The sequence below is a fragment of the Parapedobacter sp. GCM10030251 genome, assembly GCF_042666505.1.
Classification (GTDB): Bacteria; Bacteroidota; Bacteroidia; order Sphingobacteriales; family Sphingobacteriaceae; genus Parapedobacter.
This window is the reverse complement of the sequence record NZ_JBHTDN010000001.1, coordinates 776235-800735: the sequence shown is the minus strand read 5'-3', so window position 1 is coordinate 800735 and position 24501 is coordinate 776235. Positions and strand designations below refer to the sequence as shown.

Below are 24501 nucleotides of genomic sequence, written 5' to 3'. Positions count from 1 at the left end.
CTACATATGACAAAATCAACGTATATTCCCTTATCCTTGTTATTATTAAGCTGTTCGTTTACAAGGGTAAACGCCCAGTCACTTGACGAATTTCTGCGATTTTCCCAACCGGAACAAGGGGCATCTGCCCGCTTCAAAGCATTAGGCAATGCGCAGACCGCCTTAGGAGGTGATTTAAGTTCGGTTTCAGGGAATCCGGCCGGCCTTGGTTTTTTCGGCCAGTCAGACATTGGTCTCTCGTTTGATTTCAGCAATGATGTCAATAAAGCGTTGTACTTCGGTACAAATAGCAAAAATAACGTCGATAAATTTGGGATCAACCAAGCCGCCGCGGTCTTCCATATTCCGGTACGCAAGGCACGCGGCAGTAATCTTTCTTCCGGGTGGTTGAACTTTAACATCGGTATTGGTTACCATCGGACGGGCAACTTCAATTCTACCATGGGCTTCACGGGCGTAAATAACGAAAGCAGTTATAGCGATTTTATGGTACTTGAAGACGGCTTTCTGGCGGGAGACATCGGTTGGCAATTTGGCATGGTCGACGAAGACGCCTCTGGCAATCTTGTTCCGATGACGACGCTCAACAGTGTACAAACCGCATACTATCGTGAAGAAGGACACCAATCCGAGACGAACCTTTCCTTTGGTACCAATTACGCGAATAAATTCTACATCGGGGCCAGTGTCGGTTTCTCGCGAATCAACTACCGCATGAACCGATTGTTTATGGAAGATGGCTCAATTGAAAACTATGGGTATATCTACGCCATGAACCCGAACAGTCGATTTGTCAACCCCGCTGCCGAGGACTACGACATTTACAACCCGTTGCTGGAATCTGACTACGAGTTCGACGACGAATACTGGTCCAACACATCCGGAAATGGTGTTAACGCTAAACTTGGCGTCATCTTCAAACCGGTTCCTCAATTTCAGATCGGTGTGTCTGCCACCACACCAACGTGGTATAACCTGACAAATGACTATGAGGATTATTTCGGTATTACCAATTACCTGACTGACGGCACTGAAAATTCGGATGAGAGTCCAAGCGAACCCATCTATTACGACTACAGCCTGCGCACCCCGTATAAACTTAGTGCAGGATTGGCTTATGTCTTCGAAGCAGGCGGCTTGCTTAGTGCCGATATCGATTATGTGGATTACGCCAGCTTATCCATGTCGTCACCTAATTCCGAGGACGACCAGGATTTTAACAATGGAATTGCCGACACCTACGCAGGCGCGGTTAACTTCCGTGTCGGTGGTGAATATATGGTTGCCCCACAGCTTATGGTGAGAGCGGGATACGGCTATTCCGGAAGCCCCTACAAAGATGAGAGCATCGATTATAGCGGACAGACCGTCTCCGGAGGACTGGGATACCGAATTAACAATCTTTATGTAGATTTGACTTACCAGAACTTTCAGCGGAACTATAATATGATTCCGTATCTGCTGGACGATGCAGCAGGCCAATACAGTCCCATTGTGGAGGTTAAAAACCAGCGGCACAATGTACTGCTGTCTGTGGGACTTAAATTTTAATGTAGGAATTCGGTTGGTATAACTCCGGGTACACGGATGCACAGAACAGTGAACGACCGTCGTTCCGTGCATCCGTGTACCCGATTTTATTTAAATGCCGGGCATCAGGCTTATTAAGCTTTATTTACGAATGCTCTCAGCATCCAATTCTGTTTCTCATTAAATTGCATGAACGCGTTGACCATGTCATTGGTCCCTTCGTCTTCCGCTTCGGAAGTAATCTCCAATAAATCCCGTTGCATGGCAATCAACGCCTCCAAATCCTCGATAATGGCCTTTACCATGTCAATATCCTTCATGCCGATCGTATCCACCTCTTTGATCTCCGAGTGCGTCACGTAATCTTTGAACGTACTGTAAGGAGATTTGCCGAGTGTGAGAATACGTTCCGCAAGCTCATCGATGGTCGTTAAGGCATTGGTATAAAGTTCCTCAAATTTGGCGTGGAGGGTAAAGAAATGGTTTCCTCGAACATTCCAATGGCACCCTCTCAGCTTTTGGTAATGGATATGATAATTGGCTAACAGGTCATTCAGGTGATCAACAACAGGTCTTAACTTTTTTTCTTCTAAACTAATCGCTTTTGGATTCATGATATTCGATTTTAGATACAACCATAAAACAGTTAAAGCTATAAAAAGTTCATCATGGCATTAGGGTGTTCGCTTTTTTCTGACAAAAAGATTATAGTTTTCATGCTTCTCTACATAAATGGCTTCGCCAATATCGACAAAGCCATCCAGTGCGATCGCATCGAACCACTTCCCATCAATTTCAACCTTTCCAGACGGGCGTAAGACCGTCTTTGCCACCCCTTCCCTATTCAGCAGCTCGCTATTCGGACGAGACGATGTATATCCTTCTTCCGATCGTTGCTCATCCTGTAACACAAGACGTTTGAACGCCCTCGTTTTAAGCAAACTTTTCCCAAAAATAACGATAACCACTGTTGCCGTCACCATTGAAGCGATGACAAGCAGAAAGGAATTAAACAACATACCCGGCTCCGAAATGGAGAAATTGAAATAATCGTTGGCCACCATGCTAAACGCCAGCCCGCAAACCAGGCAGATAATGCCCAATATTCCCGCGACGCCAAATCCCGGAATCACAAATAATTCCAGCACAATCAAAACAATGCCCGCTACGAAGAGGGCTATTTCCCAATTGTCCGCTAATCCTTGGATATACAAGGGCGCAAAAAACAACGTAGCGGCGACGATTGCGACAACCAACGCAAACCCGATGCCCGGCGTTTGCATCTCAAAGTAAATACCGCCAATGATCAGCAAAATCAAAATGCCACTAACCGCCGGATTGATAAGGAAAGATATGATCCGGTCGATTGCGGTGATCCGGTGTGTGGTAATCGTCGGGTTGCTGATTCCCTCGGCTTTCAACAAATCGGCTGTTGAGGCAGACTCCGCCTCTGCCAATCCGATGTTTACCGCTTCCGACGAAGTTAGCGTGAGAATTTTGCCCGCAGGCTTAATCGCGGGTAGATCCACGTCAGGGTCCACAAATGCCTCGGCTACTTTCGGGTCACGCCCCTTTGCTTCAGCTGTCGCCCGCATTAATCCTCGCATGTACGACTGATGTTTTTCAGGTAATACCTGTCCCGACTGATCCACCACACTGGCAGCTCCGATACTGGACCCCTTGCTCATGTAGATGCGATCGCAAGCCAACGCGATCAGCGCACCCGCCGAGGCAGCATTGTGATTGATAAAAACGACTGTCTTCAGGGGCGAATCCAATATACGGCTCCGGATGGAATCCGCAAAATTGACCATGCCCCCGAATGTGTTCATCTCAATCAAAACCAAATCCGCACGCATACCCTCCGCATTTGAAAAGGCATTCTTTACGGTACGCCAGGCATTGGGGCCTATGTCGCCCTCTATGTCAAATTGGTAAATTTCCTGTGCCGGTACCGCAAACACGGACAATATCCAGCTAACTGCCAGTGCTAAAAAGAGCCTGATACGCTTTCCTCGCTTTTTTTTATGCATATCGTTCAAAACATTCTAATTTTGAAGCCGGGCAGGCGAACAACCTATCGACTTTATCAATGGATAAATATACATTAAAAACCGCATTCAGAAAAAGTTTTTTAGGGACGGTATGGCGCATCGAAGCCGATACAACCCGGGGCATTTTAGCTATCGAAACGCGGAATCCGGATACAGGTGTCCCCGCATTTTCTGCGATTGATTACCATACCGGCATGTCGTTCGTTGACGAAAAACCTTACGGAGATCGCAATTGGTCTTTGGCAGGAATCGTCAACGACAAATTGATCGTACGGGCGTGGGGTCAAAATTCTCCCGAGGGTGCAGGGATTGCATGTATCGATGCCCCGACCGGCCAAGTGATATGGGAACAGTTCAACTATATGCTGGTCGCGCTCGCGAATCAGCAGCTCGTAGTCAGACATCGCAATTTCGCTAGCGGCTACGAACAGTACCTGAATCCTGTTGACGGAAGTTTAACAAAAAAAAACGACATACCTAATAAACCTGCAAGCCCGGAAATCGTCTTACCTCAACGGTATGGCGGAGACATCCCTTCATTTTTGGAAGGCTATGCTATAACGGGTGACCTGGTGTGTTGTCCTATTGAAGACCGGATGTTTTGGGCTTTCCATGAAGCACTCGATGACGGATACCATATTCGGTTAGTAGCGTCCTGTGGAGCAAAAATGCTGACTGACGAGATTATCGTCTCCGATCTACCGAAAATGGCACCGGAGCTATTTTTTATGATCGGCAACCAGCTTTTCTTTATCGGTGACAATAAACAAGAAATTGTAGCGTATTTAGTATAATTGCAACGGAATTTTAACATGACTATACAATATCAAGCCTATTTATACCGCGTACCTTTTTTTATTGTCCTATTATTGGGCTGCGGATTAACAACCGCCATTGCCTCACCATTGGACTCTATTGGTGTAAAATATGAAAATGGCAGAAAAATCATTGTCCATCAACTGGAAGCCAAGGAAACGTACTATGGATTAAGTCGGCATTACGGGATTCCCGTAAAACAGATCATCGCCGCCAACGGAAATAAGTCACTGAAAGTAGGCGATACGGTACACATTCCGATGGGAGCCCACGCGTCCGCCGCTACAACTGCTCCGGCGGACGTTCAGCAACAATCACCGGCCCAGGTTCCCGTATTAGCACAGGGTGAGTACACCGCATATAAAGTAGGCAAAGGTGAGACCTTGTTTACCATCTCAAAACGATTCATCATTTCGGTTGAAAGTATCAAACGCGCGAATGGACTTAACGGAGATTCGCTGAAGGTAGGCCAGATCCTGAAAATCCCGAGCAAAGAACTTCCCCCACCTGCGCCGAAAGTGAGTGATCTCATCGTGACGGACACCGCTGCCACGGAAGCCGAAGGGGAAGACGTGGAAATACCCGCAAACCGATATGGCATCCGGGAAATGACTCAAAAAGGCATCGGCGTTTGGATCGATGACCTCAACCAGGAGGGCGGGAGTATGTTAGCCTTGCATAAAACGGCACCTATCGGTACCGTGATCAAAATCACCAACCCGATGACCAATCGCACCACCTTTGCCAAAGTGGTCGGTAAGTTTGCCGATACAGCAGAAACCCAGAATGCCATCGTTGTTATTTCCAAGTCAGCCGCATCCCTCATCGGCGTGTTGGACAGACGTTTTCAAGTCGAAATTGCCTATGGCGCCCCAAATGACGGCAACTAAACCGTACGTAGTTGGCATCGCAGGGAGCAGTGGATCGGGGAAAACGTTTTTCCTTAACTGCTTCGTCAACCATTTTGCCAGCCACGAAATAGCCTTGATATCGCAGGACGACTATTACATACCCGCCCACACCAAAACACAGGAGGAAAATAAACGCTATAACTTCGATGTACCGACCGCAATCGATCGGAATGCCTTCTATCGGGACATTCGCTTACTTTTCGAGGGGCATACCGTATGCCGTGAGGAATACACCTTTAATAACCCGGCCCTGAAGCCCAAAACCATCGTAATCCGGCCGGCCCCCCTTTTGATTGTCGAAGGTTTGTTTATTTTCTTTTATGAGGAGATCAATAACCTGCTCAATCATCGGATATTTCTACATGCGGAGCCGGACATTGCCCTGCAACGACGCTTGAAACGCGATCTGGTCGAGCGCGGATACCACGAAGAAGATGTACGGTATAAATGGGTAAATCACGTAGTGCCGGCCTACCGCCAATATCTTCTCCCGTTTAGGGAGCAGTGTGACCGCATCGTCATCAACAATACCGACGATCCCGCTCCCATCATCGCGATCACCGATGAAATATCCGCGGAACTGCGGAATATTGTACCGGGATTGAACCATCCGTCATAACTGCATTTCGGGCACGTTATCGGTTGCGAAGAACCGGCCAGCGGTCGCATTCCGTATTTCATCAACGCTCACACCCGGCGCGCGCTCAATCAGATGAAATCCCCCCTTTTCAATATCGATTTCAAAAACAGCCAACTCGGTCACCACCTTACGGATGCAGCGTATGCCGGTTAGCGGCAGGGTACAGCGTGGAAGCAATTTGCTCTCCCCCGCTTTATTGACCTGCTGCATCGCCACGATGATGTTTTTGGCTGAAGCTACTAAGTCCATAGCCCCACCCATTCCCTTTACCAATTTACCCGGAATCTTCCAGTTGGCAATGTCGCCGTATTCCGATACCTCCATGGCACCCAATATCGTAAGATCTACCTTCTGTGCCCTGATCATACCGAAACTCATTGCGGAGTCAAATACCGCAGAACCGGGTAACATGGTGATGGTCTGCTTACCCGCGTTGATCAGATCTGCATCTTCTGCCCCTTCGTAGGGAAACGGCCCCATTCCCAACAATCCATTTTCCGATTGGAGCACGACATGAATGTCTTCAGGGATATAATTAGCGACCAACGTGGGGATACCAATACCCAGATTAACGTAATAGCCGTCCCTGATTTCCCTCGCTATTCGCCTCGCGATTCCATCTTTATCCAGCATAATCTTCCGCTTTGTTGACATCCAATCCTTCGTATTTACGAACTGTCCGCTGTTCAATCCGCTTTTCATAGTCCACGCCCTGAAAAATCCTGTGAACGTAAATGCCTGGTGTATGGATCTGATCGGGATCAAGTGTGCCCGCAGGAACCAATTCCTCCACCTCGGCCACCGTTACCTTACCCGCCATCGCCATTACCGGATTGAAATTGCGGGCCGTTTTTCGGTATATGAGATTACCCGCGGTATCACCCCGCCAAGCCTTTACCAGTGCAAAGTCCGCGTCAAAAGCCATTTCCAGCAGATAGTCCTTACCACCGAAATTACGTACTTCTTTACCAAGGGCTACTTCAGTACCCACCCCCGCGGGTGTGAAAATAGCCGGCATTCCGTACCCTGCAGCTAAACATCTCGTGGCTAATGTACCCTGAGGGATCAACTCCACCTCCAGTTCCCCGCTCAATAACTGGCGTTCAAACTCGACATTTTCGCCAACGTATGAAGCAATCATTTTTTTAACCTGATGCCTCCGCAGCAGCAACCCGATACCGAAATCATCGACCCCGGCATTATTTGAAATGCAGGTGAGTCCTGAAATTCCCCTTTTTGCCAGTTCGTCGATGCAGTTTTCAGGGATACCACATAGACCGAATCCGCCCAACATCAGCGTCATCCCATCCGTAACGTCTGCGATCGCTTCCGCTGCGTTCTTTACTACTTTATTGATCATACCATTCACAAGTTACGAAACTTATTCTTATTGCAACCAAACTGCGTCAAAACATTTTTTTCATCTTAACTAGACTTTTTCTAAATTAAACGCTAAATTTGCCGTGTGATGTTTGAGGAGGTTTCTTTTCTTTCGGTAGAGCAGCCAGCGGGTCCTTCCCGCCCCGTAGACCCCGAGGTATTTAAGGGATTCAACCCTTACCGGGAGGGTTGCGGTTGTGATTTCAAAAAATGCTGCAAAAAGTATAAGCGTGGAAAACAATGTAAAAAATGCCCCAAACGGTGATTACCGTTCCACGAAATCTAAATCCTTATTAAAACTTTCTTTTAATTGGCTAAGCGCAAATATCGCAACTCCCGTTAGCAGGAAGATCATGATGTAAGCGGCCGTAATGATATTCGAGTGTTTAACAAAGTACTCAAACAATAAGGTAGACGGGATTAATGCGCCGCGCACAAAATTCGGAGCGGTAGTCGTTACCGTCGCGCGGAGATTCGTACCAAATTGTTCGGAAGCAATGGTTACAAACGTTGCCCAATAACCAATTGAAATCCCCATAAAGAAGGCAATCCAATGGAACTGGTCCTCGGTAAGTCCATCGCTGCTCAGATACCACACCGACGTGGCTATAATGAGTACCTGAAAAAGAAATACGGCCAGTCTTCTCGACTTGGTCAGCTGTGCAAACAGCCCCGCTGCAACGTCACCAATTGAAAGGCCTAAGTAGGTGAACAGTATCCCTTTACCCGCACTCAATGTAATAGGGGCTCCGAGCGCCTTGCCGAATTCGGGTGCCTGCGTAACCAATATCCCCACGACAAACCAAATCGGCAACCCGATCAAAAGACAGTAGATATACTTTTTAAACCGTTCTTTATTAGCGAATAACATACTGAGCCTGCCTTTTTCCACTTCTTTGTTTGCAACTCCTTTAAACATATTCGATTCAAAGGTTCCCACACGTAAAATAAGCAGCAATAACCCCATCGCCCCGCCAGCAAAATAAGCATTACGCCAATCGAAGAGCTCCGATACATAATACGCCGCAACAGCGCCGAGTACCCCCACGGAAGCCACGACCATCGTACCGTAGCCGCGCTTGTCTTTCTGCATGCTTTCACTAACCAACGTAATTCCCGCTCCCAGTTCACCGGCGAGCCCGACGCCTGCGATGAGGCGGATCACCGCATATGAATGGATATCCTGTACAAAACCATTGGCTATATTGGCCAAAGAATACATCAGGATGGAGCCGAATAGCACCTTAATCCGTCCAAAACGATCCCCTAATATCCCCCACAATATGCCTCCCACTAACAATCCGCCCATCTGCATATTGAGCACATACTCACCATCTACTCGCATATCGGCTTCGGGTATACCGATGTCCTGAAAACTTTGTACGCGGACAATGGAAAAAACCACGAGATCGTAGATGTCAACGAAATAGCCCAATGCAGCCACAATTACCAACAACCACACATTTTTGGTTTCCGACAGGTTCTTTTTGGTCATGGAACTTAAATTTTTACGGCGCTAAATTAAACTTTTCATCTGCATTTTCATCGCCCTTCGCTTCGGTCGTCGACATGCGCGTTTCATTCATCTGTAGACGGGGTGCTTTCCACGCGGAGTTTTCAAAATTTGTAATTAACTTAGTGGTCTCATGGGGCTGTCGGAAAATACACTGAAATGGATCATGCGGTTATACCCCCCCTTTTTTTTCCAGCGGATTTGGGTGCAACGCTTCGGCAAAGGCTTTACCTCAGTAGAAGTAAAAATCCATAAAAGCTTACTGAACCATAACTACAACGGCTCTATTTTCGGAGGCACTATCTATGCTGCCGCCGATCCGTTCTATGCCTTATTATTTGATCAACTATTTCGACGGAAGGGGTTTAAAACCGTCGTATGGTTAAAAAGTGCATCGATCCAATACCTTAAACCAGCCCGCACAGCGCTGTTTTTCCGGATCGATCTGAACGCAAAAGATATCCATAACGCGGAACAAGCACTTAACAAACAAGGTAAATTTGTTAAAACCTATCCTATCGTCCTCAGGGATAGATACGGTGAAGCATGCGCCATCATGCAAAACGAAGTATACATCAAAGACATCGGTCGCAAAAAAACAGAGGATAAACAGAAAGCAAACACGTAAACAAAAAGATAGACGTGAATATTAAAACGTTGATATTGCAGGGCGAAGGCGAGCAGCTTGATTTTAAAAATAAAATCAGCAGCTACGAGAAAATTGCCAAAACGCTGGTTGCTTTTGCCAACAACAAAGGCGGAAAACTACTGGTTGGCGTAGCTGACAACGGGCAGATCAAAGGTGTAAAAAATGAAGATGAAGAGCGGTATATGCTACAACAGGCGGGCAATTTGTATTGCCGCCCGGCAATTGATATCCATTTCGAGGAAATTTACGTAGATGATAAATTAATATTACTGGCCGAAATTGCAGAAAGCGATACCAAACCCCACTATGCGCTTGGTGAAGATCAAAAGTGGTGGGTATATGTCCGCGTACGAGATAAGAGCATGTTAGCCGGCAAAGTGGTTGTGGACGTGCTGCATCAGAGCAGCCGGCCAAACGGAGTTTTCATTAACTACACGGACAAAGAGAAAGAATTATTGGCGTACATGCTGAGTCATCCCAAATCGCGTCTACGGGAGCTTTGCGAGCACCTTCAGTTATCCCGGCGTAAAACGCAACGAATTCTTGTCAACCTCATTGTTGCCGGCGTTATTGACGTACACAGCGGCGAGCGGGAAGAATATTTTTCCCTATCTTTGTCTGGCACCCCCTAGTAGGAATAACGTGAAACCCGCCCATGTCCGTCCGCAGGAAGCATGAATGCGGGTTCCATGAAGCATAGGATTAATTTTTTACGAATGAAACATACCATCTCATTGATCAGTACCGGTTTACTCTTAGTGGCAGCTTGCAGCAATGGCAGCAACGAAACCGGCGAAATTGACCGGTTGCGGGAGGAAGCAATCGCTGTGCATGACGAAATTATGCCGCAGATTAGCGTATTCGATCGAAATACCATAAAAATCGACTCGATATTGGCCAATTTACCGCAATTACAGGAATCTCAACCCGATTTAGACACCGCTCAAACCCGATCGGATTTGACCGGGCTAAAAAATCGGCTTGAGTTGGCAACCGATTCCATGATGAATTGGATGACGGCTTTCAATGTAGACCCCCAGGACAAATCGCCCGAGGAAATCAAAAACTATTATCAGGACGAAGTTGAAAAAGTGAAAGAGATGAAGCAGTTGTTTGACGAAGTATCGAAAGAGGCTACCGATAAACTGGCTAAATTCTAATGGCGATGCGTAACCTACTTTTCTCGTTGATAGGCAGTTGTGCGCTGGCTGTCAGTGCCGGATGCAACAACCAAACTTCGAAAACGCTTCCTATATTGGGTTCTCGGGATCCGGTGACCAAGGTTGTCGACGGAAAAACCGTTACAGACACCTTATATCATAGCATCCCCGATTTTCGGCTATTAAACCAAGACAGTGTGTTCATCGACAACCAACAATTTGAGAACGGCGTTTATATCGCAAATTTTTTCTTTACGCACTGTCCCAGCATTTGCCCCACCATGCAGCGTAATCTGCTGAAAGTATACGAAAAGTATAAAGGCGATGAGCGTGTAAAATTTCTTTCTCACAGCATTGACTTCCGGCACGATTCGCCATCTGTACTTAAATCGTACGCCGAAAAACTCGGTGTTACTAATGACCAGTGGCAATTTGTTACCGGTGCCAAAGCGGCTGTCTATAATTTGGCCGATAGCTATATGGTTTACACCAAGGAAGACAGTAACGTTCCCGGCGGATACGATCATTCCGGATACTTGCTGCTAGTCGACAGTAACCGGCATATCCGTGGTGCCTACGATGGCACAAACGACGAGCAAGTACAGTTGTTGCTTGACGAGCTGGCAATTCTCTTGAAAGAATATGAATAATGCGTAACGCGTCTTTATATTGGGGCACAGCCTTGTTATCTATATATATCCTGTTCCATGCGTGCCAAAGTGAGGAAACGATCCGTACGGCACAATACGCGGTTAACGGACAAAAATTATATAAGACGTATTGTATGAATTGCCACGGAGCTAAGGGCGAAGGACTGGGCGACCTGTATCCCCCACTAACGGACAGCACGTTTCTGATCGGGCAACGGGAACAGCTTCCCTGCATTGTAAAAAACGGGATTTCCTCCCCGATCGAAATCCAGGGAAAAACGTTCGATACAGAGATGCCACCCAACCCGCAGCTTACTCCGGTTGAAATAGCATACGTCCTTACTTACATCGGCAACTCGTTTGGTAACGAAATGGGTCTCTTTACGTTGGAAGAAGTGCAAGAGGCATTGGCTGCATGTAATTAACAAAAAATCGGCTTACAATACCAACGCATCAAACAGGTCGTCGAGCTTGTTTCTGGCATCCACACAAAGTCCGGGATGCACAGCTGAAAGCTGGATGACCGTGCTGCGTTTTGCCGTAAGCCATCGGAAACGTTCCGCCGGAGGTAACGCCGCAATCGGGCCGCCCGCGCGATCGCCCATGCAGATCAGATGAAACGCGGCGAGACACGCCGCTAATTCACTGGCATCATACGACGGATAAAACGCACCCAACTTTTCGGCAGGCAGGATATACTTCATATCGAGAAAACGTTGGCTGCGCGAATAAAGCACCACGCCAATATTAACGAACTCCTCACGCTCAACCCTCGGCACCCAACGGATTACCGCGTACTCAAACAATTCCTTTCCTGGCATCTTGTGCTTCTTTAACAAAAACCCCTGATGCAGTGATCCGCATCTCCAAAAAACGCGCGTAAACCTCCCTGGCTTCCGAGGGCGGTATCCCCTCCTGAGTGCCCAGCCATGCATCCGGAATCAGCTCGACGATGGTCCGGATTACCGGATCTGTAAGTTTAGATTTTAGTTCATCATCCGCCTTATCCAACTGCGTTGCCCACGGCAATAACACGTGATCTTTTACTTGAATGAACGGCTTAACAGCCTGCTCCTGCCAATTATCCCACGAGTGGTGAAAATACAGCGATGCACCATGATCTATCAGCCATAGCTCTTTATGCCACATCAGCATATTGGTGTTGCGGACGGTCCGATCTACGTTGGTAAGCAGACAGTCCAGCCAAACAATGCGGGATGCCAGGCCCTCATCCAATTTATTAATCACCGGGTCAAAAGTGATCGCTCCTGAGAGATAGTGTAAGGCTAGATTCAACCCTGTACTCGCCCTTAGCAAATCCTGTATCTCTTCGTCGGGTTCCGTACGTCCAAAGGCTTCGTCCAATTCTGCAAATACAATTTCGGGCACGCGAAGTCCCAGTATACGCGCAATCTCTCCCCCCAGCAATTCAGCGATCAGGGCTTTACTGCCCTGCCCCGCTCCCCGGAATTTGAGTGCATACAGAAATCCATCGTCTGCCTCAGCAATCGCCGGAAGCGATCCCCCTTCCCGCAGTGGGGTGACGTAGCGGGTCACCTGCACCGTTCGTATCATTGATTTATCCACGCCCAAACTTAGATAACTTGTATCTCAATTCCAAGCCGCCATACAATGCGAGAATTATGGTTGCTTGATCGCGGTTACTTAATTAGGAATTGTCAGTTAATCTGACTATTTTTGATCTGTCAATCTGATCCGGCCGGCAATCGCCATTCTGCCTTATAAAGAATAAGCAAAGACGCACGATTTTAAACAAGATGATTACACACCATGCACGGAATGGTCCGTACCATCTAGGTACCTACACCGTGCTTTCTTCTCAATGAGTCCAATATGAGTCCAGTATAAGTCCAATATGAATCCAATTTTTACTGGGAAAAACTGGACTTATCGCCGACTTACTTTAGTTGGAATACTGTGTCATAGGAAAGAAGGTCTGAACTTGGTGTCTACCAAAGGTTAACCAGGGAATATCTACTGTCTCAGGATGAAGATTCTCGGACAGGCTGCTTTGCAAAGGTAAAAAAATTGATTGATCAAAGCTTTGGAGCTTCAGGATCACGTTCATCAACCAAATCTTCTTATCTTTGCTACTATCATATGGACACTTCAGCACAATACGACCGCATCATCGGGCATTGCCAGCAACTATTTGAGAAGAAAACAACCGATTATGGTACCGCCTGGCGGATCATGCGGCTCCCGTCTATCACCGATCAGCTATATATCAAAGCCCAGCGCGTTCGCACGCTGGAGGAAAAAGGCGTATCCAAAGTCGGTGATGGCGTGCAGGAAGAGTATATCGGTATCGTAAACTATTGCGTCATTGCTATTATACAATTAGCATTGGCAGACAACCGGAATGAAAACCTTCCCCTACCCGAGGTAGTCGAAAAATACAATCAGGTGATAGCGGAAACCAAGGAACTGATGTTTGCGAAAAATCATGATTATGGCGAAGCTTGGCGGGATATGCGGCTTACCTCACTTACCGACCTGATTCTGATGAAGATCTATCGGGTAAAGCAAATTGAAAACAATGAGGGATTAACTGTTGCCTCCGAAGGCGTCAAAGCGAACTATCAGGATATGCTCAACTATGCGGTCTTTGCGCTTATTAAACTGGGGCTTGCCGCTGGTTAACCATTTTTAAAGCCGATCACAAATGCAAACATCTCATACCTATACACGCACCAATTATCTGTTAGTATTTTCCCGGATCGTCACCGGATTGCTCTTCGTTTTCTCCGGTTTTATCAAAGCCAATGACCCCACCGGGTTCGGCTATAAGCTGGAAGAGTATTTCCACGTTTTCGGCACGCATTTCCTCAATGAATATGCAGTTGCGATCGCCGTGATCATCTGCGGCCTCGAAATTGTATTGGGTGTGCTCCTGCTCCTAGGCTTGTGGGGCCGGACCGTCGCTTGGGGATTATTGCTGCTGATTCTGTTTTTCACCTTTCTCACATTCTACTCTGCATTCTTTGAAGTGGTAACCTCCTGCGGCTGCTTTGGTGATGCCATCCCGCTTACCCCGTGGCAATCGTTCGGTAAAGACCTCGTGTTGCTGCTCTTGATTCTCGTTATCTTCGTCAACCGAAAGCAAATCACGCCGCTCATTTCAGACCGGTATACACAGTCGATTGTTACTGTGGTCGTTGTGGTGATTTCACTGGGAATTGGTATTTATACGCTTAATTTTCTACCATTTATTGATTTTTTACCTTATAAAAAAGGCAATAACCTACCCAAGCTGATGACGCTGCCGGAAGGGGAAGTGGGTGATCAATATGAGATTATTTACACGTTGAAAAATAAGATCTCAGGAGAAGAGAAAAAAGTGTCTGACAAGGTTTACCTCACCGAAGAATTGTGGAAAGACGAAAATTGGGAAATTATCGGCGATCCGGAAAGCAAACTTATCAAAAAAGGTTATCAGGTTCTTATACCTGATTTGCTGATTAACGATGCCAACGGAGACGACGTCACGCAGGAACTGATCGAGAATCCGTATTATAATCTTATCATCGTGGCCTGGAATTTGGAAAAAACCAACCTGGAGGCCTTGCGTAAAATCAACGCGCTGGTCATGAATGCGGCAGAGGCCTATAACATACGCGCTATTTTATTGACCGCAAGCAGCACCCAAAAAGCCGAACAAATCAGCGATGAACTGAACCTCCTCGCCGAAATATTTTATGCCGATGCAGTACCTCTAAAGAGCATGGTCCGAGCTAACCCGGGCGTATTATTGATGCAGCACGGAACCGTGATCGATAAATGGCACTACCATACACTGCCAGATTATGACACACTGGATAGTCTGTACTTCCGTAAAGCCTATGAAGATGAATGAGATTAAACCGGTCTTTTTAGTTGGCTTTATGGGAAGCGGCAAAACCACTTGGGGGCGAAAACTTGCGACGAAAACCGGCCGGGCATTCATCGACCTGGACGACGTGATCGTTACTAAAATAGGAATGCCGATTGCCGATTATTTTACGCAATACGGGGAACCGGCATTCCGCCAGATTGAAAGTCAAACGTTAAAAAACCTTCCATTGGATGAACCGGCAGTGGTTTCCACTGGAGGCGGTACTCCTTGCTATTTCGACAACATGGATTGGATGAACGGCATCGGGACAACCGTCTATTTCTATCTACCTCCAAAAGCTTTATGGGACAGACTGATGCAAACCGATATTGCTTCGCGACCCGCCTTAAGAGGATTATCTGGACAAGAATTGTTGGCAGATATTGAATCAAAACTTAGGGATCGTACTCCTTTTTATGAGCGGGCGACGCACATCGTTAATCATCTGTCGCTTCAACTGGAAGAATTGGAAAACCTGATTCGCTGATTTTCGCTCGGAAATCGCTATCTTTATTGCCGTTTACCATTTTAGCTCGATCCTTTATTATGGTGTGGTATGCTACCCGGCTCTTGATCCTTTCGTTCTTGGCTTCGTTCTTCGTGGCCTGCCTGCCATCGAACATAGGCGGCGATTTCCGATATCATAACCATCGCATAGACCTTGCCACGGTCGATGAATTGTATCGCTTCCTTACCTATCACGAAAAACGTTATCCACTAATCAGTGCACATCGGGGAGGCCCATCTGAAGGCTTTCCGGAAAATGCCTTGGAAACTTTCGAAAACAATTTCCGGCGGCAACCCTTAATTATCGAGTGTGACATACGGTCGACCAAAGATGACGTGCTGGTTCTTATGCACGATGAAACTCTTGATCGGACAACCACCGGATCGGGTCGACTGCGGGATATCAAGTTTTCCGCACTCAAAAAACTTAAGTTGAAAGATCCAGCGGGCAACGTCACCTCTTACCGGATACCGACGCTCGACGAAACCCTTCAATGGGGTGCAGGAAAAGTCATTTTTACTTTAGATGTAAAACGCGATGTCCCGTACGCGGCGGTAATAGACGCGATAAGGCGCAACAAAGCCGAAGCCTACTGTGTGATCATTACCTATAGCGCAGACCAAGCGGCAACGGTTCACCAGCTCGCCCCCGATGTGATGATCTCCGCTTCGATCCGGTCGGCCAGCGACCTGCTAAGGTTAAATGATCGAAACATTCCTGATAATCGCCTTGTCGCTTTTGTCGGTACACGCGAGGCAGACCAGGCACTTTACGATCTTCTCCATGGACACGGCATTTTGTGTATCCTAGGCACCACCGGCAACCTAGACAAACAGGCGGCGGCGCGTGGAGATACGGTGTACACGGCATTCGTGGAGCGAGGTGCAGACATTCTATCGACCGACCGACCTCTCGAAGCAGGTAGAGCGTTACAGAGTTACCGAATTAAAAATAAGTTAACTTCTTCTTTTATCAAGTAACCACATGTCTATTCAAGTTGCTGACCTTCACAAGTTCTATGGCACGTATCCTGCAGTAAAAGGGATTTCCTTTGCGGCCAAGCCGGGACGGATTCTGGGCTTTCTGGGACCTAACGGTGCAGGAAAATCGACAACCATGAAAATGTTGTCGGGCAGCATTCCCCCTACATCCGGCCGGGTATCTATTTGTGGCTTTGATATTCAGCGGGCGGGCCTAGCGGCGCGCCGGCATATAGGCTATTTGCCGGAGAATAACCCGCTCTATCTGGATATGTATGTGCAGGAAGCGCTGACCTTTGCAGCTGGGCTATATGGGATCGTCAATCCGAGGGAACGAATTGCCGAAGTGATTTCTTTAACTGGATTGGACACCGAACAGCACAAGAAAATCAACCAACTGTCTAAGGGTTATCGCCAACGCGTCGGCCTATCTCAAGCCATTTTGCACGACCCCGATGTCTTGATTCTGGATGAGCCCACATCTGGATTGGACCCCAACCAACTAAAGGATATCCGTTCGTTGATTAAGCGGCTGAGTCGGAAAAAAACCGTTTTGCTATCTACTCACATCATGCAGGAAGTAGAAGCCATTTGCGACGACGTTGTCGTCATCCACCAAGGGCAAATCGTTGCCGATTTCCCCTTGGATACATTGGCAGAAACGTACCCCGATGCGAATTTGGAATCGCTCTTCATCCGGCTTACGGCCTCTTCTTCTACCTTAACTTAAACAATATGGCACGTTTTGTGTTACTATCGTATGTAGTTAAAACTATTCATGTTAAGATTTAACACTAAAAACGAAAAAACCATGAAACGTGTACTTTTATTTTCAGCATTATTTTTAGCGGGTGTAATTACAGCAAACGCGCAGGAGATCAATAAACCTCAGACGTCAGCCAATGTGGGAATGACCCCTGTTCAAAAGGGTAATTGGATTGTCGGCGGAAGCTTAGGAAGTTTGGGATACAGTTTTGAAGGGGAAAATTTCAATATCAGTTTGAATCCTCGTGCAGGATATTTTGTTTCAGATGGTGTGGCAATCGGATTGGGACTAATCGGCTCGTTGGCGACGGTACCCGATGACGATGACGTTTGGGGATATGGAGTTGCTCCGTTTGTACGCTACTATTTCCCTCAAGGATCCAGCGCAACGGGTCGATTCTTTGCGCAAGGTGATGTAGGTATTTCTGGCAGCTCGCCGGGATCTGGTGCTTCCTTGGCACTTGGTGCTAATGTAGGGTATGCGCATTTTATCACCAATAGCGTTGCGCTTGAAGTCTCGGCTGGCTATAACTATAGCAAAGCTACTGTGTCAGGCTCAACCGGTCAAAGCGGCTTAGGAGTAGCACTTGGCTTCCAAATCTATCTCCCGGGGCAGCGATAAAAAATTTCTAATTAAAACGAACCAAAAAAGCGCGGGCAGTCTCTTGCCCGCGTTTTTCGTTTTTTATTTGCGGTGCGCGGATCCGTCAAACCCCACATCTATTCGTTCACTTCCATCTTTAAATTGGTTAAATTTGCAGGGTTATTATTAGACAGGCATGAAAAAAGCACATTTAGATAAAGCAATCCGCTTATTCGAACTATTCCGTAGACATCGGATCTCCGATGAAGACCTAGTTAAGGCAGAAAGCAAATCAGCATACTTGGATGAAAAAGTTGAAGAATTTCGGCTTTTGATCTCAATGAGCAAAGATGTAATCGCAGGACGGTATCACATGAACAAATGGAACTTGTCGATCATCATCGCGACGATTGCTTATGTTATCTCTCCCCTTGATGCGGTGCCTGATGTGCTCCCTTTAATGGGATGGATGGACGATGTAACCATCGTTACGTACGCTGTCTCGAAACTCACAGAAGAAATCAAGAAGTACAAGGCATTTACCCAGGCAAGACTAGCAGGTTAGTCGGTTTTCGTTTTTTGCGCAAAGACGGGAGATGTATGTAATGTATACCGTTTACGGTAGCTGCGGAGGCATGAACATGTGGAAGCCAAAGAAGCGAAATGCCCTCCACCGAAGCGTTGTGGGCTTCAGCTTGCTTTATACATGTGATTTCCCTATTTTCGGGGCATTGAAATCGCCAACAAATTGCTGAGTATCTACAAAAAGGAAATAGCGACCTACTTCAATTCGCTTATGGGGTATTTGGTGATTGGTTTTTTTTTGCTGATCACCGGTCTGTTGTTGTGGTTTTTTCCAGACACAAGCATTCCCGATTACGGATATGCGACACTTGAAAGCTTTTTTCAGCTCAGTCCGTATCTTTTTATGTTCCTTATTCCGGCGATTACCATGCGAAGTATTGCCGGAGAAAAAGCGGAGGGCACTTGGGAGTTATTGCTTACCCGACCGATAGGTATGTGGCATTTAATAATCGGCAAATATCTCGGCAGTCTAACCGTCGTTCTGTTAGCGCTTTTGCCCACACTTATCTATGCGTATACGATCTATCGGTTGGCGCTACCTGAAGGAAATATAGACACCGGCGCACTTTTGGGCTCTTACCTTGGTTTGGTGCTTTTGGGGGCGGTCTTTGCCGCCATCGGTTTATTCACCTCGGCGCTAAGCCGCAACGCTGTCATTTCTTTTCTGATTGCCGTGCTTCTATCGTTCCTGCTGTTCTATGCGTTTGACGCCCTTAGCAAAACGCCCTTTTTTAGTTCCCAAGCTTATTCGGTCTCCCGTTTGGGCGCCCAATCCCACTACGAAGCCATCAGCCGCGGCGTATTGGACAGCCGCGATGCGCTCTATTTCATCAGTGTGATCGCGGTGTTTCTGGGGTGTACCCATGCGGTTTTGAACAGAAGCCGGAATATGCAAAAAAAAAGAACAACCGCTGGGCTCGTGTTGATCGGAGGAGTCATTGTGATCAACGTGATTGGATCATTTTATTTTTCCCGTATCGATTTCACAGCAGAGAAACGGTTTACGCTATCTTCATTGTCGAAGCATACGGTAAGCCATCTTCAGCAAAAAGTTCACCTGACCCTGTTGCTTGATGGTCAGCTTCCTTCTGGTTTCGAACGGCTAAAAAGATCTGCCCTCGATTTAATGAACGACTTAGCGTCTTATTCGGCCGGTAAGATCACCTTTGAAGTTGTCAATCCGCTGGATGGAAATGCCCAGCAACAGCAAGCGAATACCGAGGCACTTGCAGACCGAGGCATTACGCCGACCAACCTGAATGTACGTACCGAGACCGGGTTTTCTCAGCAATTGATCTTTCCTGCGGCCTTGATTACTTATGGAGACCAAGAAATCCCTGTAAACTTACTGCTAAGCCGAGCCGGTGCATCTCACGAGACCGTGCTGAATAACTCCATACAAAATCTGGAATATGCGATACTATCCGCGCTACGTAAAATTGTTTCAGGTGGGCGCCCACTAATCGGCTTTACCGAAGGACATGGCGAACTGAACAACCTACAGCTTTTTGATGCTATTCAGGCGTTAACAACCGGATTTCAAGTGGGATTTGTAAACCTGGACAGCATTACTTTCGAAGGGCTCAGCCAACTGACCGCATTGGTCGTGGCCAAGCCAACCCAGCCGTTTAGCGAAGCCGAAAAATTCAAAATCGATCATTTTGTTATGAACGGCGGTAATGTTCTATGGGCAATTGACCAAACAGATGCTGAACTGGATAGCATGCGCACGACCGGGGAACAAACGATTATCGCCAGACAGCTGAACCTGGATGACCTGTTGTTTACTTACGGAATACGCTTTAACTATCAGCTTCTTGCAGACATGAATTGCGCCCAAATACCACTTGCAATGGGAAACGTAGGTAACCAAGCGCAGATTGAACTTGCCCCGTGGCTATTTCATCCCGTATTCATACCGACGGCACCTCATCTCATAGTTAAAAACCTAGAAGGTATTCGCAGCGAATTCGCCGGCACGTTGGATACGATCGCGGTACCGGGTATTTACAAGTCGGTCATTCTCCATTCCTCCCCCTTCTCACGATTATTGAATCTACCGGCAACGGTCTCACTGCAACTGGTGGAGGAAACACCCGATCCAACACAGTTCAGGAACAAGCCCTTTGCCGTGGCGGCATTGCTGGAAGGACCGTTTCCGTCCGCTTTTTTAAACCGGGCAGTTCCTCCTGAAATCAATGCCCCCATTCAAATACCTGTGCAGGGCAAACCCGCGAAAATGATCGCCATTGCCGACGGGGATGTATTCAGGGGACAGGTCAACCCTACCGATGGATCACCCTATCCCCTCGGCTGGGACCGCTATACCGAACAACAGTATGGCAACAAGTCCTTTCTTCTCAACGCCATCGACTATCTAACCGACGATGCGGATATCATCGCATTGCGCGGAAAGGAAATTAAGCTGCGGTTATTGGATCAGGTAAAAATCAGTGACGAGCGCCTGTACTGGCAGCTCGTGAATGTCGCTTTACCGCCTGCTCTGCTGGTATTGTTTGGATTCGTGCGAAGGTACCTCCGAAGACGGCGTTATGCGCAACCCATGATATAGGGCAGGCGAATAAGGAATAAAAAAGCCGCTCATTTCGAGCGGCCTGAGTACCTGGAGCGGGAATCGAACCCGCACTCGCTTTAGGGCGAACAGGATTTTAAGTCCTGCGTGTCTACCAGTTCCACCATCCAGGCAACAAACTTGATACTAACAATAAATCCCTTCTCTCTTTGCAAGAAGAAGGGATCTCTTGGAGCGAAAGACGAGGTTCGAACTCGCGACCTCAACCTTGGCAAGGTTGCGCTCTACCAACTGAGCTACTTTCGCTTGCTGTTTGTGGATGCAAATATAGTGCAGTTTTCCACTTCTGTCAACATTTTTTTAAAAAAAATCACAATTCGTTGTCACTCAAGAGTTCAACAATCAATTCGCTCTCGTACCCCCTACTCAACGCATATTGGTACAATTTATTTTTTCGTTTTTGGGGTTGCTTTTCTTTCTCCAATCGGCCCTTTGCCTGTAGAATACCAAGCAATTTATCCCGGTATTCTCGTTCATCCAAACTGGACAGAGCCATTTTTATGAGCGGCTGCGAAACCGACTTCTGAATCAATCCCTGTTTAATTCTGTAACGTCCCCACCCTTTCATACGAAACCGGCCCGATGCATAAGCTAATGCAAACCGCTCTTCGTTGAGAAAATTAGCACCAATCAACTCGGCGATAACTTCTTCCACGTCGGTGCGATGCAATCCCCAGCTATAAAGTTTGTCGCGCACCTCCTGCTGTGATCGCTCCTGATAGGCACAATACGCCTGTGCCTTTAATTTTGCCGCCAGGATCTCCATCTTGCCAAAATGGCAAAAAATTAGATCAGTACCTAAAAAATGTTGAAATTCGTGCCATGGATATCGACGAACGGTTTTACAGCATCCAGCAAATTTCGGCCATGATACCGACGGTCAGCAGTTTTATTGCAGACGAAGCCGCTACCGTGACTACCCTGCTCTATGATAGCAGGAAACTTTCAGACACCGTTCATGGGTTATTTTTTGCCTTGGAAGGGCGGCGCGACGGCCACGTATATATCAGCGATGCCTATAATCAAGGTATTCGTAATTTTGTGGTGGCTGAAGACAAGATCGAACCATATGCCTTTCCGAAAGCAAATTTCCTGATTGTACAGAACACCCTGGAGGCGCTCCAAACGCTTGCAGCGCGCCACCGTGACCGCTTCACGTTTCCGGTAATTGGCGTTACTGGAAGCAATGGAAAAACGGTTGTCAAAGAATGGCTGGTCCAGTTATTATCGCCCGACTACCAAATTGCCCGCAGTCCAAAAAGCTACAATTCACAAATCGGGGTCGCTCTGTCGCTGTGGCAACTCGATCGTACTGCCGATCTTGCCATTATCGAAGCAGGGATTAGTCGCCCGGGAGAAATGGCTGCATTGCAGCGCATGATCCGCCCGGATATTGCCATATTAACAAACATTGGTCCCGCCCACGAGGAAGGATTTACCTCGATCGACGAGAAAATTAGCGAAAAACTCAAACTTTTTGAAGGTGCTAAAACCGCAATTTTTTCGCCGGAATACCTGCGGGGTATGCTCGTTCCCACAACGGCGCGGCAATTGACCTGGGGAATGAATGACGAATCGTTACGCATCACCGGTTATCGACTGCTGGATGAAACCCGCTGCCAGATACATGCCCAGTATCTGGGCGAAGAAATCACCGTGATCATCCCCTTCACCGATGCAGCAGCACGCGAAAATGCGATATGCTGTTGGGCAGTCATGCTTGCAATGGGATACAGTCAGAAAGCAGTCACCGAGCGGATGGCATTGTTGCAACCCGTTGAAATGCGGCTGGAAATGAAAAAGGGAATAAATCAATGCACCGTTGTGGACGATAGCTACAGCAACGATCTTGCATCGCTTGCAATTGCACTCGACTTTTTGCAGCAACAACAGCAGCACGCTCAACTGACACTGGTTTTATCGGATATCCCTGGCGCGACGGCTCATGAAGAAGACATGTATGAAAGGGTGTCCAATTTACTCAAAAACAGCAAAATAAGCAGACTCATAACCATCGGCCCTTCGCTATCGAAATACGCAGCCAAATTTGCTTTTCTGAAACATGAAGCCTTTCCGGACACCGAATCATTCCTAGCCGCATTTCCTTCACTGACATTTCAAGATGAGGCCATCTTACTGAAAGGTGCCAGGAAATATACGTTTGAACGGATCAGCCGTCTACTGACAGCAAAGTCGCACGATACAGTGCTCGAAATTAACTTGAGTGCAGTGGAACACAACCTCAATCAATACAAAACTCTCCTGCCTCCATCCGTTAAGATGATGGCCATGGTGAAAGCCTTTTCTTACGGGAGTGGAAGCTTTGAGGTAGCCAATCTGCTACAGTTTAATAACGTGGATTATTTGGCTGTGGCTTATGTAGACGAAGGTGTGGAGTTACGGAAAGGTGGCATCCAATTGCCCATTATGGTGATGAGTCCAAGGCCCGCATCTTTTGATGCGCTTTTGGCATACCGATTGGAACCGGAGATCTATAGCTTTGCTATTTTAGAGGAATTCGTCGGGGTATTGAACGAAAAAAATTTTTTTGCTTATCCCATTCATCTTAAACTGGACACGGGAATGCATCGATTGGGATTCTCACCGAAAGATATCAACTTATTAGCTAGGTATTTATTGCAAACAACTACCGTAAAAGTACAATCGGTTTTCTCCCATTTGGCAGCAGCGGGAAATTCCGAACACGATGCATTTACCGAAACCCAAATTGCTACTTTTAAACAATTTGCTGAGCAATTAACTGCCACTTTGGGATATCCCGTTATTCGGCACATTGCCAACACCGCGGGCATACAGCGTTGGCCCCAATCGCATTTAGACATGGTACGGCTGGGTATCGGATTATATGGCATTGGTGAGAATCAAGGCAGGCAGGATCTCCCCCTGCAGTCAGCAAGTTCCCTGAAAGCGACCGTAATCCAAATACGACAAGTGCCTGCCGGGGAAAGTGTGGGATATGGCAGGCGGGGTATATTAACAAGAGACAGCGCGATTGCCACCGTCAGCATTGGCTACGCGGACGGCTATGACCGACGTTTCGGAAATGGTGTGGGACAGATGGTTATAGCCGGTACAACGGTGCCTACCGTGGGAGATGTTTGCATGGATATGACGATGGTGGATGTCAGCGGACTACAGGTCAGGGAAGGCGATGAAGTAACGGTCTTCGGAGATGTCGAAAAATTAGCCAAAACCATCAACACCATTCCGTATGAGTTATTGACGGGGATATCGCAGCGAGTCAAAAGGGTGTATTACTACGGATAGC

At 47.2% G+C, this 24501-nt stretch carries 26 protein-coding genes and 2 tRNA genes; 18 read left to right on the top strand and 10 right to left on the bottom strand.

Annotated elements, in window-relative coordinates; all coding sequences use genetic code 11:
• The first annotated feature begins 6 nt into the window (after positions 1-6).
• Entirely contained in the window at positions 7-1551 is a 1545-nt protein-coding gene (locus tag ACFQRK_RS03435; RefSeq protein ID WP_379003644.1) for an OmpP1/FadL family transporter, read from the top strand.
• Between the two features lie 113 nt (positions 1552-1664).
• On the opposite strand, the gene ACFQRK_RS03430 is transcribed toward ACFQRK_RS03435, so the two are convergent.
• Together ACFQRK_RS03430 and ACFQRK_RS03425 are read right to left on the bottom strand one after the other, a co-directional pair.
• Complete coding sequence (locus ACFQRK_RS03430; RefSeq protein ID WP_379003642.1) at positions 1665-2144, bottom strand: Dps family protein; 480 nt, start codon at positions 2142-2144, stop codon at positions 1665-1667.
• A 60-nt stretch (positions 2145-2204) separates the two neighbouring features.
• Complete coding sequence (locus tag ACFQRK_RS03425) at positions 2205-3563, bottom strand: nodulation protein NfeD (protein WP_379003640.1); 1359 nt, start codon at positions 3561-3563, stop codon at positions 2205-2207.
• Between the two features lie 59 nt (positions 3564-3622).
• Here ACFQRK_RS03425 and ACFQRK_RS03420 point away from each other — a divergent pair, with 59 nt between their 5' ends.
• The 3 genes from ACFQRK_RS03420 to ACFQRK_RS03410 are packed head-to-tail and all read left to right on the top strand — an operon-like array spanning position 3623 to position 5930.
• The gene (locus ACFQRK_RS03420) at positions 3623-4378 is read left to right on the top strand and encodes a DUF4905 domain-containing protein (RefSeq protein WP_379003639.1); all 756 of its coding nucleotides are present in this window, start codon (positions 3623-3625) and stop codon (positions 4376-4378) included.
• Positions 4379-4396: 18 nt separating this feature from the next.
• Positions 4397-5290 carry a LysM peptidoglycan-binding domain-containing protein gene (locus ACFQRK_RS03415; protein ID WP_379003637.1) on the top strand — a complete coding sequence of 298 codons (894 nt, stop codon included), beginning with the start codon at positions 4397-4399 and terminating at the stop codon, positions 5288-5290.
• A complete protein-coding gene (locus ACFQRK_RS03410; RefSeq protein WP_379003635.1) occupies positions 5277-5930 on the top strand; it encodes a uridine kinase in 654 nt (217 codons plus the stop codon). The genes ACFQRK_RS03415 and ACFQRK_RS03410 overlap by 14 nt, the downstream gene beginning before the upstream one ends.
• Here the strand turns inward: ACFQRK_RS03410 and ACFQRK_RS03405 are convergent.
• The 3 genes from ACFQRK_RS03405 to ACFQRK_RS03395 form a co-directional block, all read right to left on the bottom strand.
• The gene (locus ACFQRK_RS03405) at positions 5925-6584 is read right to left on the bottom strand and encodes a 3-oxoacid CoA-transferase subunit B (RefSeq protein WP_379004641.1); all 660 of its coding nucleotides are present in this window, start codon (positions 6582-6584) and stop codon (positions 5925-5927) included. The genes ACFQRK_RS03410 and ACFQRK_RS03405 overlap by 6 nt on opposite strands.
• The gene (locus ACFQRK_RS03400) at positions 6574-7311 is read right to left on the bottom strand and encodes a CoA transferase subunit A (protein WP_379003633.1); all 738 of its coding nucleotides are present in this window, start codon (positions 7309-7311) and stop codon (positions 6574-6576) included. Before ACFQRK_RS03400 ends, ACFQRK_RS03405 begins: the two co-directional genes overlap by 11 nt.
• A gap of 285 nt (positions 7312-7596) precedes the next feature.
• The gene (locus tag ACFQRK_RS03395; RefSeq protein WP_379003631.1) at positions 7597-8826 is read right to left on the bottom strand and encodes an MFS transporter; all 1230 of its coding nucleotides are present in this window, start codon (positions 8824-8826) and stop codon (positions 7597-7599) included.
• 151 nt (positions 8827-8977) lie between these two features.
• On the opposite strand from ACFQRK_RS03395, the gene ACFQRK_RS03390 reads away from it, so the two are divergent.
• The 5 genes from ACFQRK_RS03390 to ACFQRK_RS03370 all read left to right on the top strand — a co-directional run bounded on the left by ACFQRK_RS03390 (position 8978) and on the right by ACFQRK_RS03370 (position 11728).
• Positions 8978-9472: a DUF4442 domain-containing protein gene (locus tag ACFQRK_RS03390; RefSeq protein WP_379003630.1), complete on the top strand. Its 495-nt coding sequence runs from the start codon at positions 8978-8980 to the stop codon at positions 9470-9472.
• A 14-nt stretch (positions 9473-9486) separates the two neighbouring features.
• The gene (locus ACFQRK_RS03385; RefSeq protein WP_379003628.1) at positions 9487-10125 is read left to right on the top strand and encodes a helix-turn-helix domain-containing protein; all 639 of its coding nucleotides are present in this window, start codon (positions 9487-9489) and stop codon (positions 10123-10125) included.
• An 84-nt stretch (positions 10126-10209) separates the two neighbouring features.
• A complete protein-coding gene (locus ACFQRK_RS03380) occupies positions 10210-10653 on the top strand; it encodes a transposase (protein WP_379003627.1) in 444 nt (147 codons plus the stop codon).
• A 5-nt stretch (positions 10654-10658) separates the two neighbouring features.
• A complete protein-coding gene (locus ACFQRK_RS03375; RefSeq protein WP_379003625.1) occupies positions 10659-11303 on the top strand; it encodes an SCO family protein in 645 nt (214 codons plus the stop codon).
• A complete protein-coding gene (locus tag ACFQRK_RS03370; RefSeq protein WP_379003623.1) occupies positions 11303-11728 on the top strand; it encodes a c-type cytochrome in 426 nt (141 codons plus the stop codon). Before ACFQRK_RS03375 ends, ACFQRK_RS03370 begins: the two co-directional genes overlap by 1 nt.
• A 12-nt stretch (positions 11729-11740) precedes the next feature.
• On the opposite strand, the gene ACFQRK_RS03365 is transcribed toward ACFQRK_RS03370, so the two are convergent.
• Together ACFQRK_RS03365 and ACFQRK_RS03360 are read right to left on the bottom strand one after the other, a co-directional pair.
• Positions 11741-12124 carry a DUF3037 domain-containing protein gene (locus ACFQRK_RS03365; RefSeq protein ID WP_379003621.1) on the bottom strand — a complete coding sequence of 128 codons (384 nt, stop codon included), beginning with the start codon at positions 12122-12124 and terminating at the stop codon, positions 11741-11743.
• On the bottom strand, positions 12102-12878 hold the full coding sequence (locus tag ACFQRK_RS03360; RefSeq protein WP_379003619.1) for a HipA family kinase: 777 nt from the start codon (positions 12876-12878) through the stop codon (positions 12102-12104). The genes ACFQRK_RS03365 and ACFQRK_RS03360 overlap by 23 nt, the downstream gene beginning before the upstream one ends.
• A gap of 546 nt (positions 12879-13424) precedes the next feature.
• Here ACFQRK_RS03360 and ACFQRK_RS03355 point away from each other — a divergent pair.
• From ACFQRK_RS03355 to gldG, 8 genes are all read left to right on the top strand, one after another.
• Complete coding sequence (locus ACFQRK_RS03355; protein ID WP_379003617.1) at positions 13425-13967, top strand: DUF1599 domain-containing protein; 543 nt, start codon at positions 13425-13427, stop codon at positions 13965-13967.
• Positions 13968-13989: 22 nt separating this feature from the next.
• Complete coding sequence (locus tag ACFQRK_RS03350; protein ID WP_379003615.1) at positions 13990-15180, top strand: BT_3928 family protein; 1191 nt, start codon at positions 13990-13992, stop codon at positions 15178-15180.
• A complete protein-coding gene (locus tag ACFQRK_RS03345; RefSeq protein WP_379003613.1) occupies positions 15173-15685 on the top strand; it encodes a shikimate kinase in 513 nt (170 codons plus the stop codon). Before ACFQRK_RS03350 ends, ACFQRK_RS03345 begins: the two co-directional genes overlap by 8 nt.
• Before the next feature lie 59 nt (positions 15686-15744).
• Positions 15745-16686 carry a glycerophosphodiester phosphodiesterase family protein gene (locus ACFQRK_RS03340; RefSeq protein ID WP_379003611.1) on the top strand — a complete coding sequence of 314 codons (942 nt, stop codon included), beginning with the start codon at positions 15745-15747 and terminating at the stop codon, positions 16684-16686.
• Between the two features lie 4 nt (positions 16687-16690).
• Complete coding sequence (locus ACFQRK_RS03335; RefSeq protein WP_379003610.1) at positions 16691-17416, top strand: ATP-binding cassette domain-containing protein; 726 nt, start codon at positions 16691-16693, stop codon at positions 17414-17416.
• Between the two features lie 81 nt (positions 17417-17497).
• On the top strand, positions 17498-18073 hold the full coding sequence (locus tag ACFQRK_RS03330) for a hypothetical protein (protein WP_379003608.1): 576 nt from the start codon (positions 17498-17500) through the stop codon (positions 18071-18073).
• A 157-nt stretch (positions 18074-18230) separates the two neighbouring features.
• A complete protein-coding gene (locus tag ACFQRK_RS03325) occupies positions 18231-18599 on the top strand; it encodes a YkvA family protein (RefSeq protein ID WP_379003606.1) in 369 nt (122 codons plus the stop codon).
• A 183-nt stretch (positions 18600-18782) separates the two neighbouring features.
• Positions 18783-21191 (top strand): gliding motility-associated ABC transporter substrate-binding protein GldG, encoded by a 2409-nt coding sequence (gene gldG / locus ACFQRK_RS03320; protein WP_379003604.1) that lies wholly within the window; start codon positions 18783-18785, stop codon positions 21189-21191.
• Positions 21192-21239: 48 nt separating this feature from the next.
• Here gldG and ACFQRK_RS03315 read toward each other — a convergent pair.
• The 3 genes from ACFQRK_RS03315 to ACFQRK_RS03305 form a co-directional block, all read right to left on the bottom strand.
• A tRNA-Leu gene (locus tag ACFQRK_RS03315) sits at positions 21240-21325 on the bottom strand.
• A gap of 57 nt (positions 21326-21382) precedes the next feature.
• A tRNA-Gly gene (locus ACFQRK_RS03310) sits at positions 21383-21458 on the bottom strand.
• 64 nt (positions 21459-21522) lie between these two features.
• A complete protein-coding gene (locus ACFQRK_RS03305) occupies positions 21523-21978 on the bottom strand; it encodes a regulatory protein RecX (protein WP_379003602.1) in 456 nt (151 codons plus the stop codon).
• Between the two features lie 56 nt (positions 21979-22034).
• On the opposite strand from ACFQRK_RS03305, the gene ACFQRK_RS03300 reads away from it, so the two are divergent.
• Positions 22035-24500: a bifunctional UDP-N-acetylmuramoyl-tripeptide:D-alanyl-D-alanine ligase/alanine racemase gene (locus ACFQRK_RS03300; protein ID WP_379003600.1), complete on the top strand. Its 2466-nt coding sequence runs from the start codon at positions 22035-22037 to the stop codon at positions 24498-24500.
• The last annotated feature ends 1 nt before the right edge of the window (position 24501 follow it).